Below are 18,438 nucleotides of genomic sequence, written 5' to 3'. Positions count from 1 at the left end.
TGGCTGACTGCAAAAGTCACTTGAGAAAGGCTTTGCTGAATCCCTTGCAAAATTCTTTCGAACCCCACCCAGGCAACTTAAGGACATGACCATGCGCCAACACTACAGAATCATTCTGATAAAATTTTTTTTGCTGTTATCCCCGCTCGCTGCCGCAACAACTCAAGCAGCAGCCCCTTTGTGGACCTTAACCCCAGCCCCAGGCTCCAATCCCACCCAGGATGTACCCCAAAACAGCACAGCCACCGTGAACTACATGGTTAAAAACCAATCAAGACGCTCCAAAAACGTGGTACTTTTACCCATAGCAGGCATTCAACAGACCACACCCTGTCGAATGGCTCCGAACGGACAACCGGGCAGCAGCTGCACACTCACCCTGCTGATTACCAGCAATGCCTTACCGCAAGGCGGAGTCCACGGTGGCCCTGCACTATGCCAGGCTAACACCGATGGCAGTCCTAATCCCAACCAGTGTTATCAACCCGCACAGGGACATCAATTGCAGGTGAGCCAAACTACAGAACAACAGACCACGCTAACCCTTACACCAACCAATCTAAGTTTTGTCGCCGGCACAATAAGCAGCACCATTACCTTAACCAATACTTCCACCTTGGTGACCGCAACAGGCCTTAGTCTTACACCCTCAACTAATTTAATGTTGGTCAATAATGCCTGCGGCAACACGCTCTTACCTCAGGACTCCTGTACTTTTGCATTGACCTCTTCTGTCGTGAGTACAGGAAACACCGTAACTGCTAAAGGAAGTAATACCCCCACCGCGCAGCTAACCGCTTCAATTACTCCCATTCCTTTACCCTTCGCCGCAGTGGGGTATTATCACAATGGAAGTCAGTCTGCCCCCTTAAGTTATACCTCCAGTGATCATGGCGCAACCTGGAGTCTCTCCACTATCCTCCCTCCGGCACAAGGAGGCTACAATAATTATCTTCAAGGTATTTCCTGCGACAGTGCGAACCATTGTGCTGCCGTGGGACATTATTACAATGGAAGTCGGTATCTTCCCTTAATTTATACCTCCAGTGATAACGGGACAATCTGGAGTCTTTCCACTACCCAGCCCCCGGCACAAGGAAGCAACAATAATAGTCTTTATAGTGTTTCGTGCGACAATGCAGGCCATTGCGCTGCCGTGGGATTTTATAACAATGGAAGTCAGGATGTTCCCTTAAGTTTTACCTCCAGTGATCGTGGGGTAACCTGGGGCCCCTCCACTACTCTGCCTCCAGCACAGGGAAGTGCGCCTAATTATCTTTATAGTGTTTCCTGCGATGGGGGCAGCCATTGTGTGGCCGTGGGACATTATTACAATGGAAGTCGGTATCTTCCCTTAATTTATACCTCCAGTGATAACGGGACAACCTGGAGTCTTTCCACTACGCCGATACCAGGAAGTGGCAATAATAGTCTTTATGGTGTTTTCTGCACCAGTTCCGGTCATTGTGCTGCCGTGGGATATTATAACAATGGAAGTCAGAATGTTCCCTTAAGTTATACATCCAGTGATAACGGGGCAACCTGGAGCGTTTCCACTACTATGCCCCCGGCACAAGGAAGTAGCGATCATTTGCTTTATAGCGTTTCCTGTGACAATACTAACCATTGTGCTGCCGTGGGATATTATAACAATGGAAGTCGGAATGTTCCCTTAAGTTATACATCCAGTGATAACGGGGCAACCTGGAGCGTTTCCACTACTATGCCCTCCCCGACACAAGGAAGTGGAGCTAATGTGCTTAAGAGTGTTTCCTGTGACAACACTGACCATTGTGCTGCCGTGGGAACTTATAACAATGGAAGTCAGTCTCTTCCTTTAAGTTATAACTCCAGTGACAACGGAGCAACCTGGAGTCTGTCAACTACCCCGCCTCCGGCACAAGGGAGCTCTCAGTTTACTTATCTTACAGGTGTTAGTGGTAATGGGCTTTAGTGGATGAATGACACGGTTGTGTGCCAAAGCACACAACCTGTGAAACAGGCTTTGAATCGCCCCAGAAAATATTGCTTATTACTGAATCAAGGTCAATGATTTTATCAACCGAAAAAATAAAGTGTCTTTGAAAATGAATGTGTTGCCAAGCTACCGGTGAAAATTTTTTCAATCTAGCTAATGCCTTCTGATTTCCCTCTGCGTCATATTTCAATTTGAGTTTGGATAGTATTGCTGAACTGTAGGTAATCCAACCCAAAACGATATAACAGATTCAGAGGATGAACATCCTGAACCTATTACACCTACCTCCGTCAAAAGGAAAAAGGTAGAGCTCGAGGGAGGATCTTCAGTTTATTTAAAGGATGAGAGCGGATTATTGCCCAACAGGATAACCACTGAGGTAATTTACTATTGGCAGCAATTATTTGCTCCTTATGGTTTATTTTTGGTAAAATAAGTCCTCATCTATTTTAGAGAAGATTCAACATATGCATTAATAACCCTAGGTGTTCGTGCCACCATTTGGAAATGGCTATTAAGCAAGATAAGACAAAAGAGTTAAAAGCAATTCTTAATAGTTATTATATTGGAGACCAGTATAATTTCTTATTGGATGCCTATAAATTGCTCGAAATACAGGATGGTCATAAATTTGCAACTGGGTCTAGCACTCCGGAACTTGCGCCCTGATGCAAAATCTAAAATCGCATATCGCAAAATCACCAATTACATCAATATGTTAATGATTCAGCAAATTATAGAAGAACATGGTTTAAAAGATATACTGACAAAGGAGGATAAACGAGCATTACCCCCTCTTATTTACGAACATGTTAACCCGTATGGTTTATTTCCATTGGATTTATCAACACGCCTTCCTCAGATCATAATTCAATCAAATTATGAGGGGGGGTATAAAAATACCGAGTTAGAGGATGGTCATGCGTGGTTTATTTCAATCAATTATTCCAGTAAATATACAAATATTAAACAAGGATACAAAGCTTGACTCCGACTTATCTCATAAGAGATTTAAGCTTTATAGGGCTCAGCATATAGATAAACAAGAAAATACAGCAACAATTATAAAAACGAATGGAACCCATGAAAATTTGAGCGAACGACAAGGTATAATGAAAAATAAAATCACCTTTCGACCATTAGATTTTTCTGATATACCATTAATGCATCAATGGTTTAACGAACCTCACGTTCAACAATTTTATTCATTCCGAACATGGGCTGAAGATGAAGTTTTAAACAAACTCACTCCCTATATTACCCATACCAAACCCGTCTCAGGTTTTATTATTGTGCTCAATGAATCGCCGTTGGGCTATTTACAGTTCTATAAAGTCAAAGACTATCCCTGGCCTAATCAAAATCTGCCACAAACTATTATTGATAATGCTGTAGGCATGGATGTGTTTATAGGAAATAGACAAATGCTTGGCAAGGGACTAGGAAGCAGGATCATTAAAACGTTTATTCAAAGTAAAATACAACCTGAATTTCAATATTGTATTGTTGATCCCGATATAAAAAATGAAGCCGCTTTAAGATGCTATGAAAAGTTAAAGTTTAAAGAGCACGCCATTATTGAGACCTTTGATGCCCTGGAGCAGCCAACAAAATTAAAACTGATGATACTCCACTGCCCAAAATAACCTCATCCCGAACAAATTACGCCATCCTGAACGTAGTGGAGAAGCAGGCGCAATACCACTGAAAGGAGATCTCTCACGTTGTTCGAGATGACGTACAGTTCTCACATCATCCCGAACGTAGTGAGGGATCTCCTGCCATGAGCACCGTTCCCTCATCGGAGATCCCTCACGTTGTTCGGGATGACGTGAGATTGTTCGGGATGACGACATTACTCAGGATGACGGCATTACTCAGGATGACGTGAAATTTCAGTTATCCCACTTTATTAAAGACACACGTTGGATGTGATTCATCAACTCGTTGTAAGTCTTCATAATCTGCTGTGTTCATCTGTATTTTTAATTGTTCATTATCGAGTGCAAAAACCACATGATTCATTGTTAAATACATGTGAGTATCAGCTCCGCCATTAGCAGAGTCTTCATCCGTAAACGATTTATTGATGCTTATGTTTTTAATAATTAGCTGAGTTTTAGTCGCATTCCATTCAATAGAGGTGGTCTCATTACCAGTCATAATTGATGCCCCACTCTTTATTCCCGAATTGGATTTTGTCATCATGGTTCCGATGCTCATTGGCTCGTCATCATTTACTGTAAGTTCAGTAGGTGAACTTACAATTTTTAGAGTAAGCGAACTTCCCAAACATCTAGAGGATTCCCATGTTCCACTGAAATCAGTATAAACTTGGTTCGATTGATTTTTTTGAGCCTTTTGTGTGACTGAAGTTAATGCTTTAGGAGAAATTAAGTTTCTAAGCAAAGGGGTTGCATATACAGAATTAGCGATACTGACACCCAACAGAAATGTTGCTACACCTTTATGAATCATATAAAACTCCAGTTTAATAACCATCAAAAATTTAAATAAGGCTTAATTTAAATTGGAATCTATACAAAATTGTTTATTGGGTCAATCCATTAGATATAGACTTCTGTTACTTCCAAGACCTAATCACAAAAATTGAAGGTGGATATTGTTTAGACAACCATATGTTCTTTGCCAGAAGATTTATTTTTCAACATAGCCCAGGTAACGCCACCGATCACAAGCATTGCACCAATTATTTGTAGTCCGGTAGGCGGTAATCCATGGAGTGAAGATAAAATCATAGTCACCACAGGCATAAAGTTAAAAATCAAATTCGGTTCTGAAACACCAATCCTCGCTATTGCTTGAGTCCAACAAATATAGGCAATGACAGTAGAACCAATAACCAGACCAACCAGAGCCCAAACAGGGGTCATCGTTGAAGGAAGTTTCGGCTTTGGACTAAACCCTATACTTAAAAGAAGCAAAAAAATAGCTCCAATAGTGACTACAACGGTTATATTGATTAGCGATGATATATGGCCAGGTAACCATCGACGTGAGGCTACTGTATAAAATGTAAAACAAAGAGCAGAAAGGACAGCAATTGCGTCTCCCCAACTAAAGCCTAAACCAGGAGAATGTCCAACACCGGAGCCAAGAACAGCTAATACCGCCCCACCGACCGAAACAATAATAGCGATAATCGTATGAATACCAGGAATTTGTTCGCTCACGATACTCTCGGCTATTGCCGTAAATACAGGAGATAAGGCCATAATGACTGCAACATTAATAGGAGAAGTAACATTTATAGCGAAAAATAACAAAACCTGAAAACAACAAATTCCTATAAAACCGAGTAAAAAATAATGCCACCAGTGGCCTTTAAAGCTATATTTTGGAGGCCTTTTAATAAAGATAATCAGCAACAGAAGAACCAACGCACCGAAACCAAATCGAGCTGTAGAGGTATCCAGAGGAGATAGCCAAGTCATGGTTATTTTACCCCAGACATAGGCAGCCCCCCAAAAAAACACCGCAATAATTGCGAGTAAGCGCCCTACTCCCATTTGAAATCTATCCTTAATTCAGTACCTCAGTTTTTTAATCGTTACTGCAATTAATCTAAAAGTCAATTCTGAGTCTCATTCAACAACCACAGAAACTCGAATTATTTTGCCTCATAAGGGTCAATCTAAGAGAAGTGTAGCTATTTAATAAATTTCTATTCAGAAAACGTAGACTGAATTGTAAAGCCCAGTATGTTATCCATACGATATTAATCTTATTGAATGATTTTTTTAAAAATATTTTTTTCGGCTAATAACTTGGCGAATTCGCCAGCCGTTAATGGTTGACTAAATAAGTAGCCCTGTATTTGATCACACTGATAAGCCTGAAGGAACAAGAGCTGATTAGCGTCCTCAACCCCTTCTGCAACACACTCTAGTCCTAAAGATTTAGCCATGGCAATGATTGTTCTTACCATCACGGCATCATGTTTATTTGAAACAATATCTTTTATAAAAGAGATATCGATTTTTAATGTTTTCAGGGGCAGATTCTTCAGGTAAGAAAGTGAGGAAAATCCCGTACCAAAATCATCTAACGAAAAGGTAACCCCTGCTTTAGAAATAATATTTAAATTGTCAATTACCTCTTCCATGTTAATGAAAAAAGACTCCGTTATTTCCAGATCTAAATATTTTGCAGGCAATTTTGAGTTTTTTAATATTTTATGGACATCATCAGGGAAGTCTTTATTCATTAATTGTTTTTTAGAAACATTAACTGAAATAGGTATACGCCTTAACCCTTGGGCTTGCCATTCTTTATTTTTTTTGCAAGCTTCCCTTAATACCCATTCTCCTAATTTGATAATTAAATCGGATTGTTCTGCAATCAAAATAAACTCTTTCGGTGAAATGGAACCGTAGGTTGGATCAGTCCATCGACACAATGCTTCAACCCCACAAATTAATCCAGATGATATATTTACTTTAGGTTGATAATACAGCTCAAGTTTTTTTGTTTCTATTGCCTCTATAAGTAAATGTTCCAGCTCAAATTGCAGAGTTAATTTGGTAGTCGCTTCTTCAGAAAAGAACCGATAAGGAGGCTTACTATCAGGTGCAAGCAACCGCATCGCATAAATTGAATTCTCTACTAATTGATTTGCATCATGACTGTCTGTGGGGAAAATACTAATGCCAATATTGGTTGTTAGTGAATATTTTTCTTTATTAAACTCAAACTTCTCCTCTAATATGTTCAATATATTTTCCAATTTTATTAGAAGAGACGAGGTCTGAGGATTGATAGTAATAAAGAGAATGAAATGATCCTCCTCCCATAAAGAAATCCCATCAGACTTCATAAGAATTTTTTTTAGCCGTTTGCTTGTTTCATTAATAATAAAGCTGATTATTTCAGCTCCAGAAGAGCTTTTTAACTCTTGAAGTTGGTTAATTCTTAATGAAATCACGGCAATTTGCTGAGGAGATTGCGCCACCTCAACAGCTTGTTCTAATCGTTCTTGTAATATGTGGCGATTGGGCAGTCCTGTTAAAAAATCATTAAAAGAAGCATTCTCAGTAGCGATTCGAGTTTTATTAATGTAATAGGAGTACCATAGTTCATGTTCAACTAACCGAGCAAAATGAATTAGTTGTTGTTGCTTACGAGAACTGAATCCTCTGGGTTTATTATCAATAATAGATAATGCCCCTATTGGTTTCCCTGTTGGACTCCGTAATACAGCCCCGGCATAAAAAGAGATACCGGGCTTATTCAAAACTAAACGATTTCCGTCAAAGCGACGATCCTTTTTTGCATTCTTAATAACTAAAATTTCTTCTTCATATAGTGTATGGGCACCAAAGGATATGTTCCGAGGCATTTCATTTACTGATAATCCTTTATAAGACTTAAACCATTCCCTATGGCTATCAACCAGACCAATTAAGACAATAGGCATATCAAACACATCTGAAATAAGATCAGTAAATCTATCAAAACGTTCTTCCTGACCTGTATCTAAAATATTTAATTCGTAGAGCTCTTGTAAACGAGCTACCTCAAAGTCAGGTTTTGCTATAAAGGGCAAATTCTCCATATTAATCTTAATCCCCTAATAAAGAAGGAATATTTTCCAGCTTTATTAATAAAGCATATCATCAGCTCCCGAAAATTCCAGGTTTCATCCGGTTTAGATTGCTAAAGAGGCCCTAAAGACTCATTGTTTCTGTAATAAAAATGATCAAAAAAAATGAATACCCCCCCTTTTTTTTAGATCATATTTTAAACAGATAGGTTATGGATAATCTATACTTTTACTGTTCCATACGTGATGCGAGATATTGGCATGAAATCAAAACTGACAGCGGTACATACGGTGCATTCGGTTGAAGATTATAAAAATTTTCTTTCAGGTAGCAACGCCCCCCCCCCTCTTTCAGTAGAAGTGATTTCCTTTAGATCGGCTCTTGAAAAAATGCTTATGGACGATACCAGTGATCTGACTCAATATTTACAACGATTGAGTGAAGAAGATAAAGTTTTATTAATTATGGGCTTACTAAAAAATGATCACGATTTATTGAATAAAGTACTTTCCCCAATGTTCCTTTCCGAACCCGATACACTTTCTAAACTGCAAGATATTGTGAAGCATGGTGAACTAGACGGAGATGGGCAATGGTTAAATAATACCTGTCTCGCATTAATTAAACGACTATTGGAAAATGATGAGGGAGAGCAACTGCCAAAGGCCTATTGCCAACAGATAATGACGTTGGCTATGAAAAAAATACCTGACACCTTAATTGATCTTCCCTCTAAATTAGCCCTATTCGTAGCAATTATTCCTGGATCTGAAAATCTCCGTTTGGCTTATAAAGAAATACCTAATCCGTTGAAGGAAAATAAATTTCCAGGAGACATTAAACCAGGTGAGTTTCTCTTCGCAATTCATGCACCTGATTTGGATAAATCTGAATATCTATTTTTAGTTTTGGCATTGCTCCAAAAACATGCTTTAAAAAATGAGCATATAAAGCTGCAGTTGAGTTTATGTCGCCAATTGTATATGGAAACCCATTATGAAGAAGCGATTAAGCTCATTACTGATTTATGTAAGGAATACCAAAATGAGATAGGTGGAGAAGAATGCGCTGCAATCTTCGATGTCCAAACTAAATTGTTAGAAATCTCTATAGATAAAAATTACAGTCGCCGTTTTTTTGAAAATAGAGTAGCTCTTTTATATCGAGGACAAGGTATAGGCCAGGATGTTATAGAGGGCATTAACAGAATTGCTATAGAATTTTTCGGACATAAAACTCAACCTGCTTCTAGCCCGGAAGAGGCTCAAGCCCTTATTTTAAATTTAGCGGATTTGGAAACTGAAGAAATAACAGAAAAAGAATTACAACTAAAACAGAACTCTACAGAGTGGGAAAACCGTGGATATTTTAGAAGAAGAGGATTTATATCAGAATATCAAAGAGCCCTGGGTGAGAAAAGTGAAATCGTGATGACTAGAAATATGGGCGTAATGCGATCTTCCCAACCTAATTTTCCCGATGAATTAAGTGAGCATTCTGTAGAAAATAAAGGACCTGATATTAATAGGACTTCAGAGAATTCTTATGCATTTAGACGTGCGCGCTCTGCCTATATTGCGTCCATATCCGGCCATGGATTTACTGCTGCGGCTCTTCTTCTGGTTTATCTTGAGCGAAATCCCTCTTGCACTACTAATAATCAAGACATCAATCATTTTTTGAAACTGTATGCTTCGGTATATGTCAGCCATAGTTTTCATAGTTTATTAGAGGTAATGGATGTTTTTACTCAACCGCATATTAAAAAAATGTTTGCAGACTATGGGGTAACTATTGATACTCAATGGCCCGATTTTATTTTGGAACAAGCGTTTAAAGACACTCAAGAGTATACAAAAAAACTTTGTAAACAAAGGATTGTCAGAGAACAATTAAATTCACGCCTTTCGGTTACTGTGGAGGAGGGAAATCTCAGTGAAATGGAATCCTTACTCGAACAATATCATGAACCCAATACAATATCTCCGCAAGGACTCACACCCTTGATTCTTGCCCTTAAAAGAGGGGAGCAGGCAATTGTAAAAAAATTAATAGAGGCAGGCGCTGATCCTACCCAGTCTATGTTTATTGCCATCAAAGAACAGGATGGGGAATTGGTAAAAGCCCTACTTCAATACCCAATTGATATTTCATCAAGTTTTGAGGGATATAATCTATTAGAATATTCACATCAATATGGAAACGAAGAAATTATTGAGGAGATGTATCTATTTCTACAGTTTCGAGAGGATATATGTAAGAAGAGAATTGCTCGAATCAAGGAAGATCCTTCTAATACAGGACGCCAACAAGCCATTGAATCTCTAAAAAAGTTCGAAGTAGATATTAGTGAAGAAATAGAGCCACTTATTTTATTCGAGAAAAGGCTAAAAGAGTTTCTTTTTTTAGATTCAATTCCATTACCTCTTTCAAAAGAACAAGCAGAGCAAGAAATTGAGGGCAGACCGTTACTTTTTGTGGCAATAGATAATGCTCGCGATGATCTTGTTGAAGCTGCTCTTGAGGCTGGTGCAGATCCTGATGTAAGACTTGAGAATGGCTATACACCTTTATGTATCGCTGTAGAAAATAACAGTTGCGAGCTAATGAAGAGACTTATCAGCGCAGGAGCTGGGGTAGGTCAAGACAGTGAATATTGTAACTCTCCTCTTGCCATAGCAGTTATAAATGGGCATAAAAAAGCCGCCAAAATTTTAATTGATGCTGGAGCAGAGCCTAATGGGGTAACTATTGAGGGAATAAATCTCATTACCTTGGCGATACAAAATCGTGATGTCGCTATGGTTAATTTACTACTGAAAAAAGGAGCCTCCTTAAGCCAGCAAGATAAAAACATTATGTTACTTAATGCGCTATATGATAATAATGAGGATGACCTACAGTTCCTTTTAAGTATAGGCGCATCACCGGATAGTCAAGATTCTGGCGAGCCGGCTCTTTGTATTGCTGCAAGTCAGGGATTTGCGGGTGCGGCAGAAGCATTACTCAAGTATGGTGCAAATCCTGATGCCTATCGTTATTATGATGAGGAGCGTCAAAATCTTAATGCGCTGCAACTGGCAATCAAAAAAGGATACCCTGCTATAGTGGTTACTCTATTAGAGCATGGCGCAAATCTTGCGTATAGGGATGTGAAAGAATTAACTATGGTCCAATTGGCAAGAGAACACCACCATCCCTTAATAGCTCAAATAATTGAAGAGTTCCAGGCTCAAAAGATATCTATGCTACATGAGCAAATCAATAATATTAATGAGGAGCCTGCTAATCCAAACAGGCAGGTCGCGCTCATTGCCCTTAAAGAATTTGCAGATGAAATTGCCCAAAAAAGCGAACTATGGGAGTTCCTGCAGCTTAGAATCCAACTGTTTACTGAGCTGGATGATCAATATAAACGATTTTTAAAACTCCTTACTGAAAATAAAATACAAACAAGTAAGATAGAGGAGGTAAAAAATTATTTTGAACAAGAATTTACAAACTTCAAAGAAAATAAGAATATTCTTAGTGCGCCACAAAGGGCGGAGAAGACCATTAATCAAGCTATTTTTCAGGCCAATTTAAGGTTATTCGAGCAGAAAGAAAAAAAACCAGACTCATCGCCATCTGATCCTGGTATAAAAAATGATCCGTCGAAGATATAACACCATCAGTTATCAATGGTGTTCACGGCACAAATCATTCTATGAGGGCCGGATAGTCATTGCGAACAAAGTGAAGCAATCCGACTCAGATTTTCAACGAAGCATCGTTCTGCTTCGCCAAGGCTCGCAACGACGAAACAGGCATACTCTCCGTGAACGCCATTAAATGCCCACCGCTTTCAGGGTCTAGAGTGGCCCTAAAGACTCATTGTTGCTGAGTAAGGTTGTTGCGGTAATAAAAGTGATACCGGCCATTAAAATAAGATAATAAGCTGGTGCAATAAGGCTCACATTTTGTGTTAGCAAGCTAACCACCAAAGGAGTGGTGCCACCGAATAAAGCGTTTCCTAAATTATAAGAAAAGGCTATGCCGCTATAACGTACATTCTCAGGACAGTTTTCTACAACTGCAGTTAACGTATTTCCTTGATCAAAGGAACTCAGAATCGTCGCGATACCTAAAGATAACAGTGCCAGGGATAACGATTTGGCTTGCAGTAAATAAAAGCAGGGAAACACCAACAGAATGACAGCTATTGAAGTGAGTAGCAGCATTTTTTTTCGAGTAAAATAATCGCCGCAAATGCCCGCCAAAGGAACGGTGAAGAGCATTGTAATTAATAAATAGCTTTCCATGGTTAACGCATCCGTCAATGAAAACCCAATATAATGCTCTAAATAAGTGGGCATATACCCGACAAAAACATAATAAAAAGTGGAACCCATACAAGTAAGTCCCAAAATTTTCAGTAATTGGTAAGGGGCGAATTTAATGGCCGTAATAAAAGGTCTGGACTCAAGGTGATGCGTTTGTTGTAAATGAGAATAAACTTTTGTTTCTGATAATTTAAAACGATAATAAATGATTAATGAACCGGGTAAACCGATAAACAGAAACGGCAGTCGCCATGCCCACGCTTTAATCACTTCCTCAGAAAAAAGGAAATGAAGAAGTATCAAAGTAACGGTCGCCAGTAAAAAACCCAAGTTGGCCCCTGTTGCAGCAAAACTGGTGATAAAACCTCGTCGGCTACGTACTGCTGACTCAGCAAGGTAGATCATTATTCCACTGTATTCACCCCCTATAGATAGACCTTGTATCAAACGCAGTAAGATAAATAAGACAGGGGCAATGATTCCGGCCTCTTCATAGGAAGGAATAACGCCAACTAAAAAAGTGGATATGGTAATAATTAAGATAGAAATTCTTAATGTTTTTGCGCGACCGCGAGTGTCTCCAAAATAACCAAAAACAATACCCCCCAATGGTCGACAAAGAAAACCAGCCGCGAATACGATTAAAGCCTCAATGGTTGCATTACCCGCAGAGCTTTGCGGAAAAAACTTGGCACCAATTATAGGTGCCATGAAAATAAAAAGTCCAAAATCAAACCATTCTATGGTATTACCCAGACTTGAAATGAGTATTTCTTTTTTTATCAATTGATAATCGCTTCAGTAGTATTATTCAATTTAATATACATCACTTGCAGAAAATATAAATGCTCTTTTCTGCAAGTGATGTGTCCCATATTAAATCGTCATTTTCGACCTAGGCCACTAGCTACCAATAACATGAATACTCACTGTATTGTGAAATTTTTATCAGCTTTTTCAATAAACATTGATTGATGAAAATCACAATTCATGTGGCTAAAGACTGTTAATCTACTCAGCTCCTCCACGAACTCTTTCCCCATAACAAGATGCATTTCACTTTTACTCATTTGATTAAGAGCTGAGATAAATTGAAGCAAGTTCTGATCCTTGCTAAATTGGTTAAATAATTTTTTTATTTCATCGATCATCGCAGTATTTACACTCGATGAAAACATCCCTGGAGCAGTTGTAGCTGTATTTGAGATGATTTTTCCAAGAGTGCCGATACTTTCTTGATATTGATGAGTAAGCTTCATAAGCACGTCATTCAATTGGCTTGAGATTTTTTCATAGTAACTCTGACTAGACTTATTGTTAGCCAAGAATGAATCATTTATTTTAACTAATTCTCCAGCATTAGCCTTCACATAATCATAACGATGCATTCCTTGCTTCACCTGCTCTACCAAATCTTCGACACTATAGCCGTCCAAGCGATTAGGATTGTAAAGGATAGTGGGTTTAAGACCATGTTTAATTAACTCTTCATTGAGTAAAAAATAATTGGTCCGGCAATTAACATCGTGGAATACATGTAAAATCTCTAATTCATGAACCAGAGTCACGATACAAAGAATTACCTCATCGGGTGTTTTTGTTTTACTGACATCAAGATTATATTGATTAATTGCAATTTTTGCCTTTTTCTCAGCAGAAACCGGATCTGGCGTTAATAATGATACAGAATTATCTTTAACAGAAGTGACCAGTTGCTCTGCTATGGTTTGTAATTCTTCATCGGTCTTATTCTTTAAGGTGGCATGGTTAATCGTGGCTTTCTGACGTGCAACAGCCAATGCAAAAGCCATTTCGTCCTTAGTCGGGATTAATTGTGCTTTCCCAGCTAACTGGCCTATATAAACAGAGAGAGTGTCTATTAGCCCCCACGAGGTATATTTATCCCTATTCAGAAATTGTTCATCAAATTTATTTTCTTTTAAAAATGAATCAATAATGTGCTCCACTGCATCTGCCGAAACATGAGGATGTAATTGAGTCACTTTTTTAATTGTTTCTTGTAAGGCAGCAGCTTTTACTCCTGTAACAATTGTACTGTATTCCTGAAATGGTACCGGATTTTTGCGTTTAAAATAGCAATCACCTGCCATAAAAGACAATTGCTTACAATATTGATGAACAATTTCAAAATGTTTCACTTCCCCAATCATGAAACCATTCTCATCATTATCATTTTTAATTCGTTTCAATAATTCAACGGCACCTTTAACATTTATGGCATCACGGTTAATTGGAAATGAATTATATCCGTCGCGGAGCTCTCCAGATTTGGATTTTGTTTCTGCTGAAAATAAACTGGAGCTTAACGAGGCCTGTAACTCTCTAACGTGTTCAAGCGATAATGGCTCAGGATTTTGTGCTAAAAAAATTGAGTTACATATATTGGCCTGTGTATTAAATAAATCCAAAACGGAACGAGGCTCACGAGCATTATAAGCAACCCAATTTTCAAGATAATGATAAAACAAGGCATAGTCAATGAAACCCAGAAACCATAACTCACGAGGCATTTTTAACAAAGAGCATGGATAAGGTTCAGTAAGCAACATGTCATGAGGTTTCATTCCTGGATAATTCATTTCTACTAATTGTTGTTTTTCATGCTGATCTGCTTCGATCATTTGCGCATCGATTCTTTTCCCTTTAACTACTAATCCATTCACCGCTTCCATTAATTGTTTTGGCTTTGATTTAATTGCCGTAAACGTGTCTTTATCGGTATTCAACACAACTAATCCATAACTCGTCCCTTGCCGAAGTTCATGATTCAGAAAATTTAATTCTGACTCAATATAATGCCCTGCTTTTTCCTCATTAAGGAACACTAATTTTGGTTTTGCATTTACAAGTGCATCCTCAATGAGCTTTAACGGGTTATTTGTTTTTAATAAATGGGGCAGATTTTTAATGACTACATAAATCATGTTTTTATCCTATGTATATTAGATAACTTAATTTTAAGCATCAAAAATTATTCTGCAACATATTGTACAATATGCAAGCACAAAAACCAAATAGAGATTTTAACGTCTCCTTATTTTCTTATTTCTGCAGCATACCAAAATGATGTTATAGAAGTGTTAGACAAATGTTTAACCAGATATTATTCTGTCTACGAGCTTGTTTAGTTCAGGTATGACCCAGCTTTTATGCCTGAAAAATAATGAGCTAAAATTCAGTTTCAAAGCAGGAACAACAAAACCTAACTTTGGTAATGATGAATTTAGCCTTATAGTCTGGAGATACTGGACACGTTCAAAAATCCGAACTACTTTACTCTATTAACAATTTTAAGGAGCAAACAATGGGAGCTAATGGACAGCCCAAAAAAGAGAAAGAATCATTGGGCGGATGGCTTTATGGTCTTTTTAGTGGTCAGACTCACCCAGGAAATTACTGTACCCCAGACCAATGTTTCATCACCAATCAACAAGCCTTTTCCAGCACCAATTTAATTGCACCTGTTGGCTCGGATCACCCAATACCTCATATTGAATTGAATAACTCCACTCGCCTCTTTGATATTGCCAGCTCCATTAGTTTATCCGAGCTTTTTCCTCCAGAATTAATCCAATTAATTACCGATGCGGCGCAACAAGGTCTTTTGGTATCTACATTAATCACTTTGGCCAATGAGGGTGTAACGGATTATTTGAAGGGCTTACATTATCAGCCCAATGATATTTATTGGATTAACCAAGGGGTTCGAGCCCTTTTGCTTATCGCCCTGGGGACTTCACCTAGTATAGCAATTACAGTACCTTTAGCTGGATATGTTCTTAATTCACGTTGTGGTCTTAGTAAAGAAAAGTCAAATTATGTCACTACAGGGCTCGCTCTTGGTGTTAATTTGTTAACCACCCCGATGAGTTTTATGGAGGCATCGCTTGCTATAGGGATCTCAGTAGGCAGCAGTTTGATGGGCAGCAAGATAACCAAGTCTGGCTATAATTTTGTCCGCGATACTTTTTTTAGTGCTAAAAAAGTTGAAGAGACTAAAGAACATGCTCCTCAAATAACAACCCAGTTATCTTAACAGCCACGTCATACCTGTTTGACAATTATAGAGCCAGGAAAACGACGTTAAAATCCAAACCTTCGTGCCGCGACGTGTTTGCGGCATCTACGCCCGGCCTTTAAGGATTATTAATAATATCCCCGTATGTATTATCTTCATCAGGGCCCTCTTCAACAGGACGCTCATATTGCACGATATTTTCCATTGCCGATTTATAATCTAAAACTGCTTTTGCTAATCCTCTCTCCTCACCGTGCTCATATGCGGCCATCCCCATCACACCGGCAACAGCACCAGCTCCTGCAGCACCCATTGCAGCGAGTATAAGGCTGGAGCCTCCTGTTGGAATTGCAGCCAATACACCAGCAACAATCAATGCGATGCATGCAAACATTAATAATCCCATGCCCAATCGCTTCCAACCAGGAGACGGTTTGCCAGAAATGTCATGAGCAAGAGAGGTCAATTTTGCAGTGATTGGAGTGATATCCCCACCTTTATCAAGAGTATCGATCGCTTTCGAGGAGTATTTTAGCACCCGACTCAGTTGAGATAAGCTGTATGGATCCAACTCTTTGACTTTAGCAGAATCAGGAACAATTGCTTTCATCTGCATTAAAATTTCCACTCCTTGCTGACGAAAATCTCTACTGTATAAGGGGTCTGCCTCATATTTCACTAACTTATAACCTAATTCTGCATACAAAGAGAAATATTCACTAACTTGCAATGCTTTAAATTTATCAATTGCATCTTGGGCTTTGTATGTCTTATCCTCAACTTTTTGTACTTGCTCTTTATAGAGAGCAATACGTTTTTCTACTTCTGATTTGCTCGGACATTGATTTAATGAGGTGAGCAGTAGATGCATCAAATCCTGTTTTTGCTTGAATTGTTCTGCCGATTCTGCCGAATTAACTACATGAGCCCCTTCAAACCAGGAAGAGGCGGGAAACAGCGTTTCCGAGATCAGTTTTTTTATCTTATCGTCTTGTAAAAATGAAGAAGCAGTTAAACGATCAAAACAGGCTAATTTCTCTGTGTGTTGTGCAATGGCATTGTTTAACAAACCTTTAGGACTTAAAAACTGTTGATATACTTGAATTAATTTATTTTTGTTCTCATCATTATCGGTTAATTCCCTAATCTCTCTAGCCAAGTCAGGAGCCACACGCTCCAAACGCATAGCCATTTGTCCTTTGACCCTGGCAAAATCATTTACTGGTAACTCATATTCTTTAAGTGGACTAATAATTACGTCGTGATCTCGTCCAGAGTCCTTTTTATCAGATGGAACTTTAATCACACCCTTGACTGTAATCTCAGCGCTTGGCTCTCCGCCATCAGCAATGCCGATAAAATCAAGCGTTCCGCCACGCGCATAGCCTGGGCGTTTTTCATCTTCTACCGTAGTTATATCCTTTAATTCTGTTTTATAAGTAGAAAGATCACTAAACTGTTGCCCTCCAAGAGGAACTTGATGAAGCGCTTGTAATTCTGGCGTGTTGGTACCACCGGGGGCCATCCATAAATTAACCGCTTGGCCATTGCCAGTTAATTTATTACGCGTATTGGCATCATAGCCAGACAGCCTTAAGTTAGGGCATGCTGCAACCAAGTCCTTCCAATTAGTTACCTCTTTGGCTATAGATTGATTAATATTATGCCAATCTTTAGTCCGCTTTTGGGTATCATTTGACTCTAAATGCCCACTCACTGACTGTATCTGAATTTTCTCTTCCGCAGCCGTCCCTTTATTTTTTGTGACCGTAAATTCAGTGATTAAACCACCTTTATTATAGGCGCTGCCTCCGCGATTTTTGCTGCGTCTTGCCGCCTGAGCGGCCTGAAAATCAACATCTACATCGTTTTTATGAATGACAAAGCTTGCAATTCCTGTACCTTTGTGAAATTGAGTTGATAATTTAGTATGAGTTGGCATTTTTCCTAAACAAACAACAGTATAGCCTTCACCAATGGCTTGCTGTAATTGTCGTCTAGTCGCTTCAAACGAAACTTCCTGACAGTGAATGACATAAACATCCGCATCATCTTGATGAATCATCTTCGCAATCTGTTTACTGGCGTTTTTACCTATGACATCGTTGCCGCAATTAGCGGTGATAGCCCGATATTTAACAGTCATGATACCCCCAGACCCAATTTTAGCTAAAGGAGCTCTGAATCAGTATGCTTTGATATTATTATAGACTCAATGTGTCACAGTACGTTCATTATCAAATCAATTATAAAGTTTTGCAGTGTAAAAGAGGAGCAAATAAAATGAAGGTTGTAATTTTAATAAGAGAATTGACTCATTATGCCCCCAAAAAGGAGAGCATTACTCACTTTATGTCGTTTTGTCTCATAAGACTAAACTATTGATTTAATCATTGAATTAATTAGCCTTTTCTATGATTAAGCCTGCATATTTGTTCTCATGCCTACGTGCCGCGACCATATCATTACCCATAAGTAATTAAGGAAATAGCGCTGTATTAATTTTTCCTTACTTTTGAGATAATGCTGCCTTTC

10 protein-coding genes are annotated in these 18,438 nt (G+C 38.7%); 4 read left to right on the top strand and 6 right to left on the bottom strand.

All coding sequences use genetic code 11. The annotated features are described in order from the left end of the window. Positions 1-91 precede the first annotated feature (91 nt). Together LOX96_RS05850 and LOX96_RS05845 are read left to right on the top strand one after the other, a co-directional pair. Complete coding sequence (locus tag LOX96_RS05850) at positions 92-1,954, top strand: sialidase/neuraminidase family protein (RefSeq protein ID WP_250421798.1); 1,863 nt, start codon at positions 92-94, stop codon at positions 1,952-1,954. Positions 1,955-2,898: 944 nt separating this feature from the next. Further along, positions 2,899-3,624, top strand: a complete 726-nt coding sequence (locus LOX96_RS05845; RefSeq protein WP_250421796.1) for a GNAT family N-acetyltransferase — start codon at positions 2,899-2,901, stop codon at positions 3,622-3,624. Between the two features lie 253 nt (positions 3,625-3,877). Here LOX96_RS05845 and LOX96_RS05840 read toward each other — a convergent pair whose 3' ends face one another. The 3 genes from LOX96_RS05840 to LOX96_RS05830 all read right to left on the bottom strand — a co-directional run bounded on the left by LOX96_RS05840 (position 3,878) and on the right by LOX96_RS05830 (position 7,553). Beyond that, a complete protein-coding gene (locus LOX96_RS05840) occupies positions 3,878-4,456 on the bottom strand; it encodes a hypothetical protein (protein ID WP_250421795.1) in 579 nt (192 codons plus the stop codon). A 149-nt stretch (positions 4,457-4,605) separates the two neighbouring features. Then, a complete protein-coding gene (locus LOX96_RS05835; protein ID WP_250421794.1) occupies positions 4,606-5,508 on the bottom strand; it encodes a DMT family transporter in 903 nt (300 codons plus the stop codon). 215 nt (positions 5,509-5,723) lie between these two features. Then, positions 5,724-7,553 carry a sensor domain-containing phosphodiesterase gene (locus LOX96_RS05830; RefSeq protein ID WP_250421793.1) on the bottom strand — a complete coding sequence of 610 codons (1,830 nt, stop codon included), beginning with the start codon at positions 7,551-7,553 and terminating at the stop codon, positions 5,724-5,726. 249 nt (positions 7,554-7,802) lie between these two features. On the opposite strand from LOX96_RS05830, the gene LOX96_RS05825 reads away from it, so the two are divergent. Then, on the top strand, positions 7,803-11,207 hold the full coding sequence (locus LOX96_RS05825; RefSeq protein WP_250421792.1) for an ankyrin repeat domain-containing protein: 3,405 nt from the start codon (positions 7,803-7,805) through the stop codon (positions 11,205-11,207). 186 nt (positions 11,208-11,393) lie between these two features. Here LOX96_RS05825 and LOX96_RS05820 read toward each other — a convergent pair whose 3' ends face one another. After that, the gene (locus tag LOX96_RS05820; protein WP_250421791.1) at positions 11,394-12,650 is read right to left on the bottom strand and encodes an MFS transporter; all 1,257 of its coding nucleotides are present in this window, start codon (positions 12,648-12,650) and stop codon (positions 11,394-11,396) included. A gap of 140 nt (positions 12,651-12,790) precedes the next feature. Then, positions 12,791-14,809: a hypothetical protein gene (locus LOX96_RS05815; protein ID WP_250421790.1), complete on the bottom strand. Its 2,019-nt coding sequence runs from the start codon at positions 14,807-14,809 to the stop codon at positions 12,791-12,793. 380 nt (positions 14,810-15,189) lie between these two features. Here LOX96_RS05815 and LOX96_RS05810 point away from each other — a divergent pair, with 380 nt between their 5' ends. Continuing rightward, complete coding sequence (locus tag LOX96_RS05810; protein ID WP_250421789.1) at positions 15,190-15,921, top strand: hypothetical protein; 732 nt, start codon at positions 15,190-15,192, stop codon at positions 15,919-15,921. 100 nt (positions 15,922-16,021) lie between these two features. On the opposite strand, the gene LOX96_RS05805 is transcribed toward LOX96_RS05810, so the two are convergent. Then, positions 16,022-18,049 carry an exonuclease/endonuclease/phosphatase family protein gene (locus tag LOX96_RS05805; protein WP_250421788.1) on the bottom strand — a complete coding sequence of 676 codons (2,028 nt, stop codon included), beginning with the start codon at positions 18,047-18,049 and terminating at the stop codon, positions 16,022-16,024. Positions 18,050-18,438: the final 389 nt, after the last annotated feature.

This window comes from Legionella maioricensis (genome assembly GCF_023618015.1).
Lineage (GTDB): Bacteria > Pseudomonadota > Gammaproteobacteria > Legionellales > Legionellaceae > Legionella > Legionella maioricensis.
This window is presented reverse-complemented; position numbering and strand designations above follow the sequence as displayed.

Coding starts and splice junctions, on each gene's coding strand:
- LOX96_RS05805 (WP_250421788.1), bottom strand. CDS start 18,049: ATGACTGTTAAATATCGGGCTATCACCGCTAATTGCGGCAACGATGTC.
- LOX96_RS05840 (WP_250421795.1), bottom strand. CDS start 4,456: ATGATTCATAAAGGTGTAGCAACATTTCTGTTGGGTGTCAGTATCGCT.
- LOX96_RS05835 (WP_250421794.1), bottom strand. CDS start 5,508: ATGGGAGTAGGGCGCTTACTCGCAATTATTGCGGTGTTTTTTTGGGGG.
- LOX96_RS05815 (WP_250421790.1), bottom strand. CDS start 14,809: ATGATTTATGTAGTCATTAAAAATCTGCCCCATTTATTAAAAACAAAT.
- LOX96_RS05825 (WP_250421792.1), top strand. CDS start 7,803: ATGAAATCAAAACTGACAGCGGTACATACGGTGCATTCGGTTGAAGAT.
- LOX96_RS05810 (WP_250421789.1), top strand. CDS start 15,190: ATGGGAGCTAATGGACAGCCCAAAAAAGAGAAAGAATCATTGGGCGGA.
- LOX96_RS05850 (WP_250421798.1), top strand. CDS start 92: ATGCGCCAACACTACAGAATCATTCTGATAAAATTTTTTTTGCTGTTA.
- LOX96_RS05830 (WP_250421793.1), bottom strand. CDS start 7,553: ATGGAGAATTTGCCCTTTATAGCAAAACCTGACTTTGAGGTAGCTCGT.
- LOX96_RS05845 (WP_250421796.1), top strand. CDS start 2,899: ATGCGTGGTTTATTTCAATCAATTATTCCAGTAAATATACAAATATTA.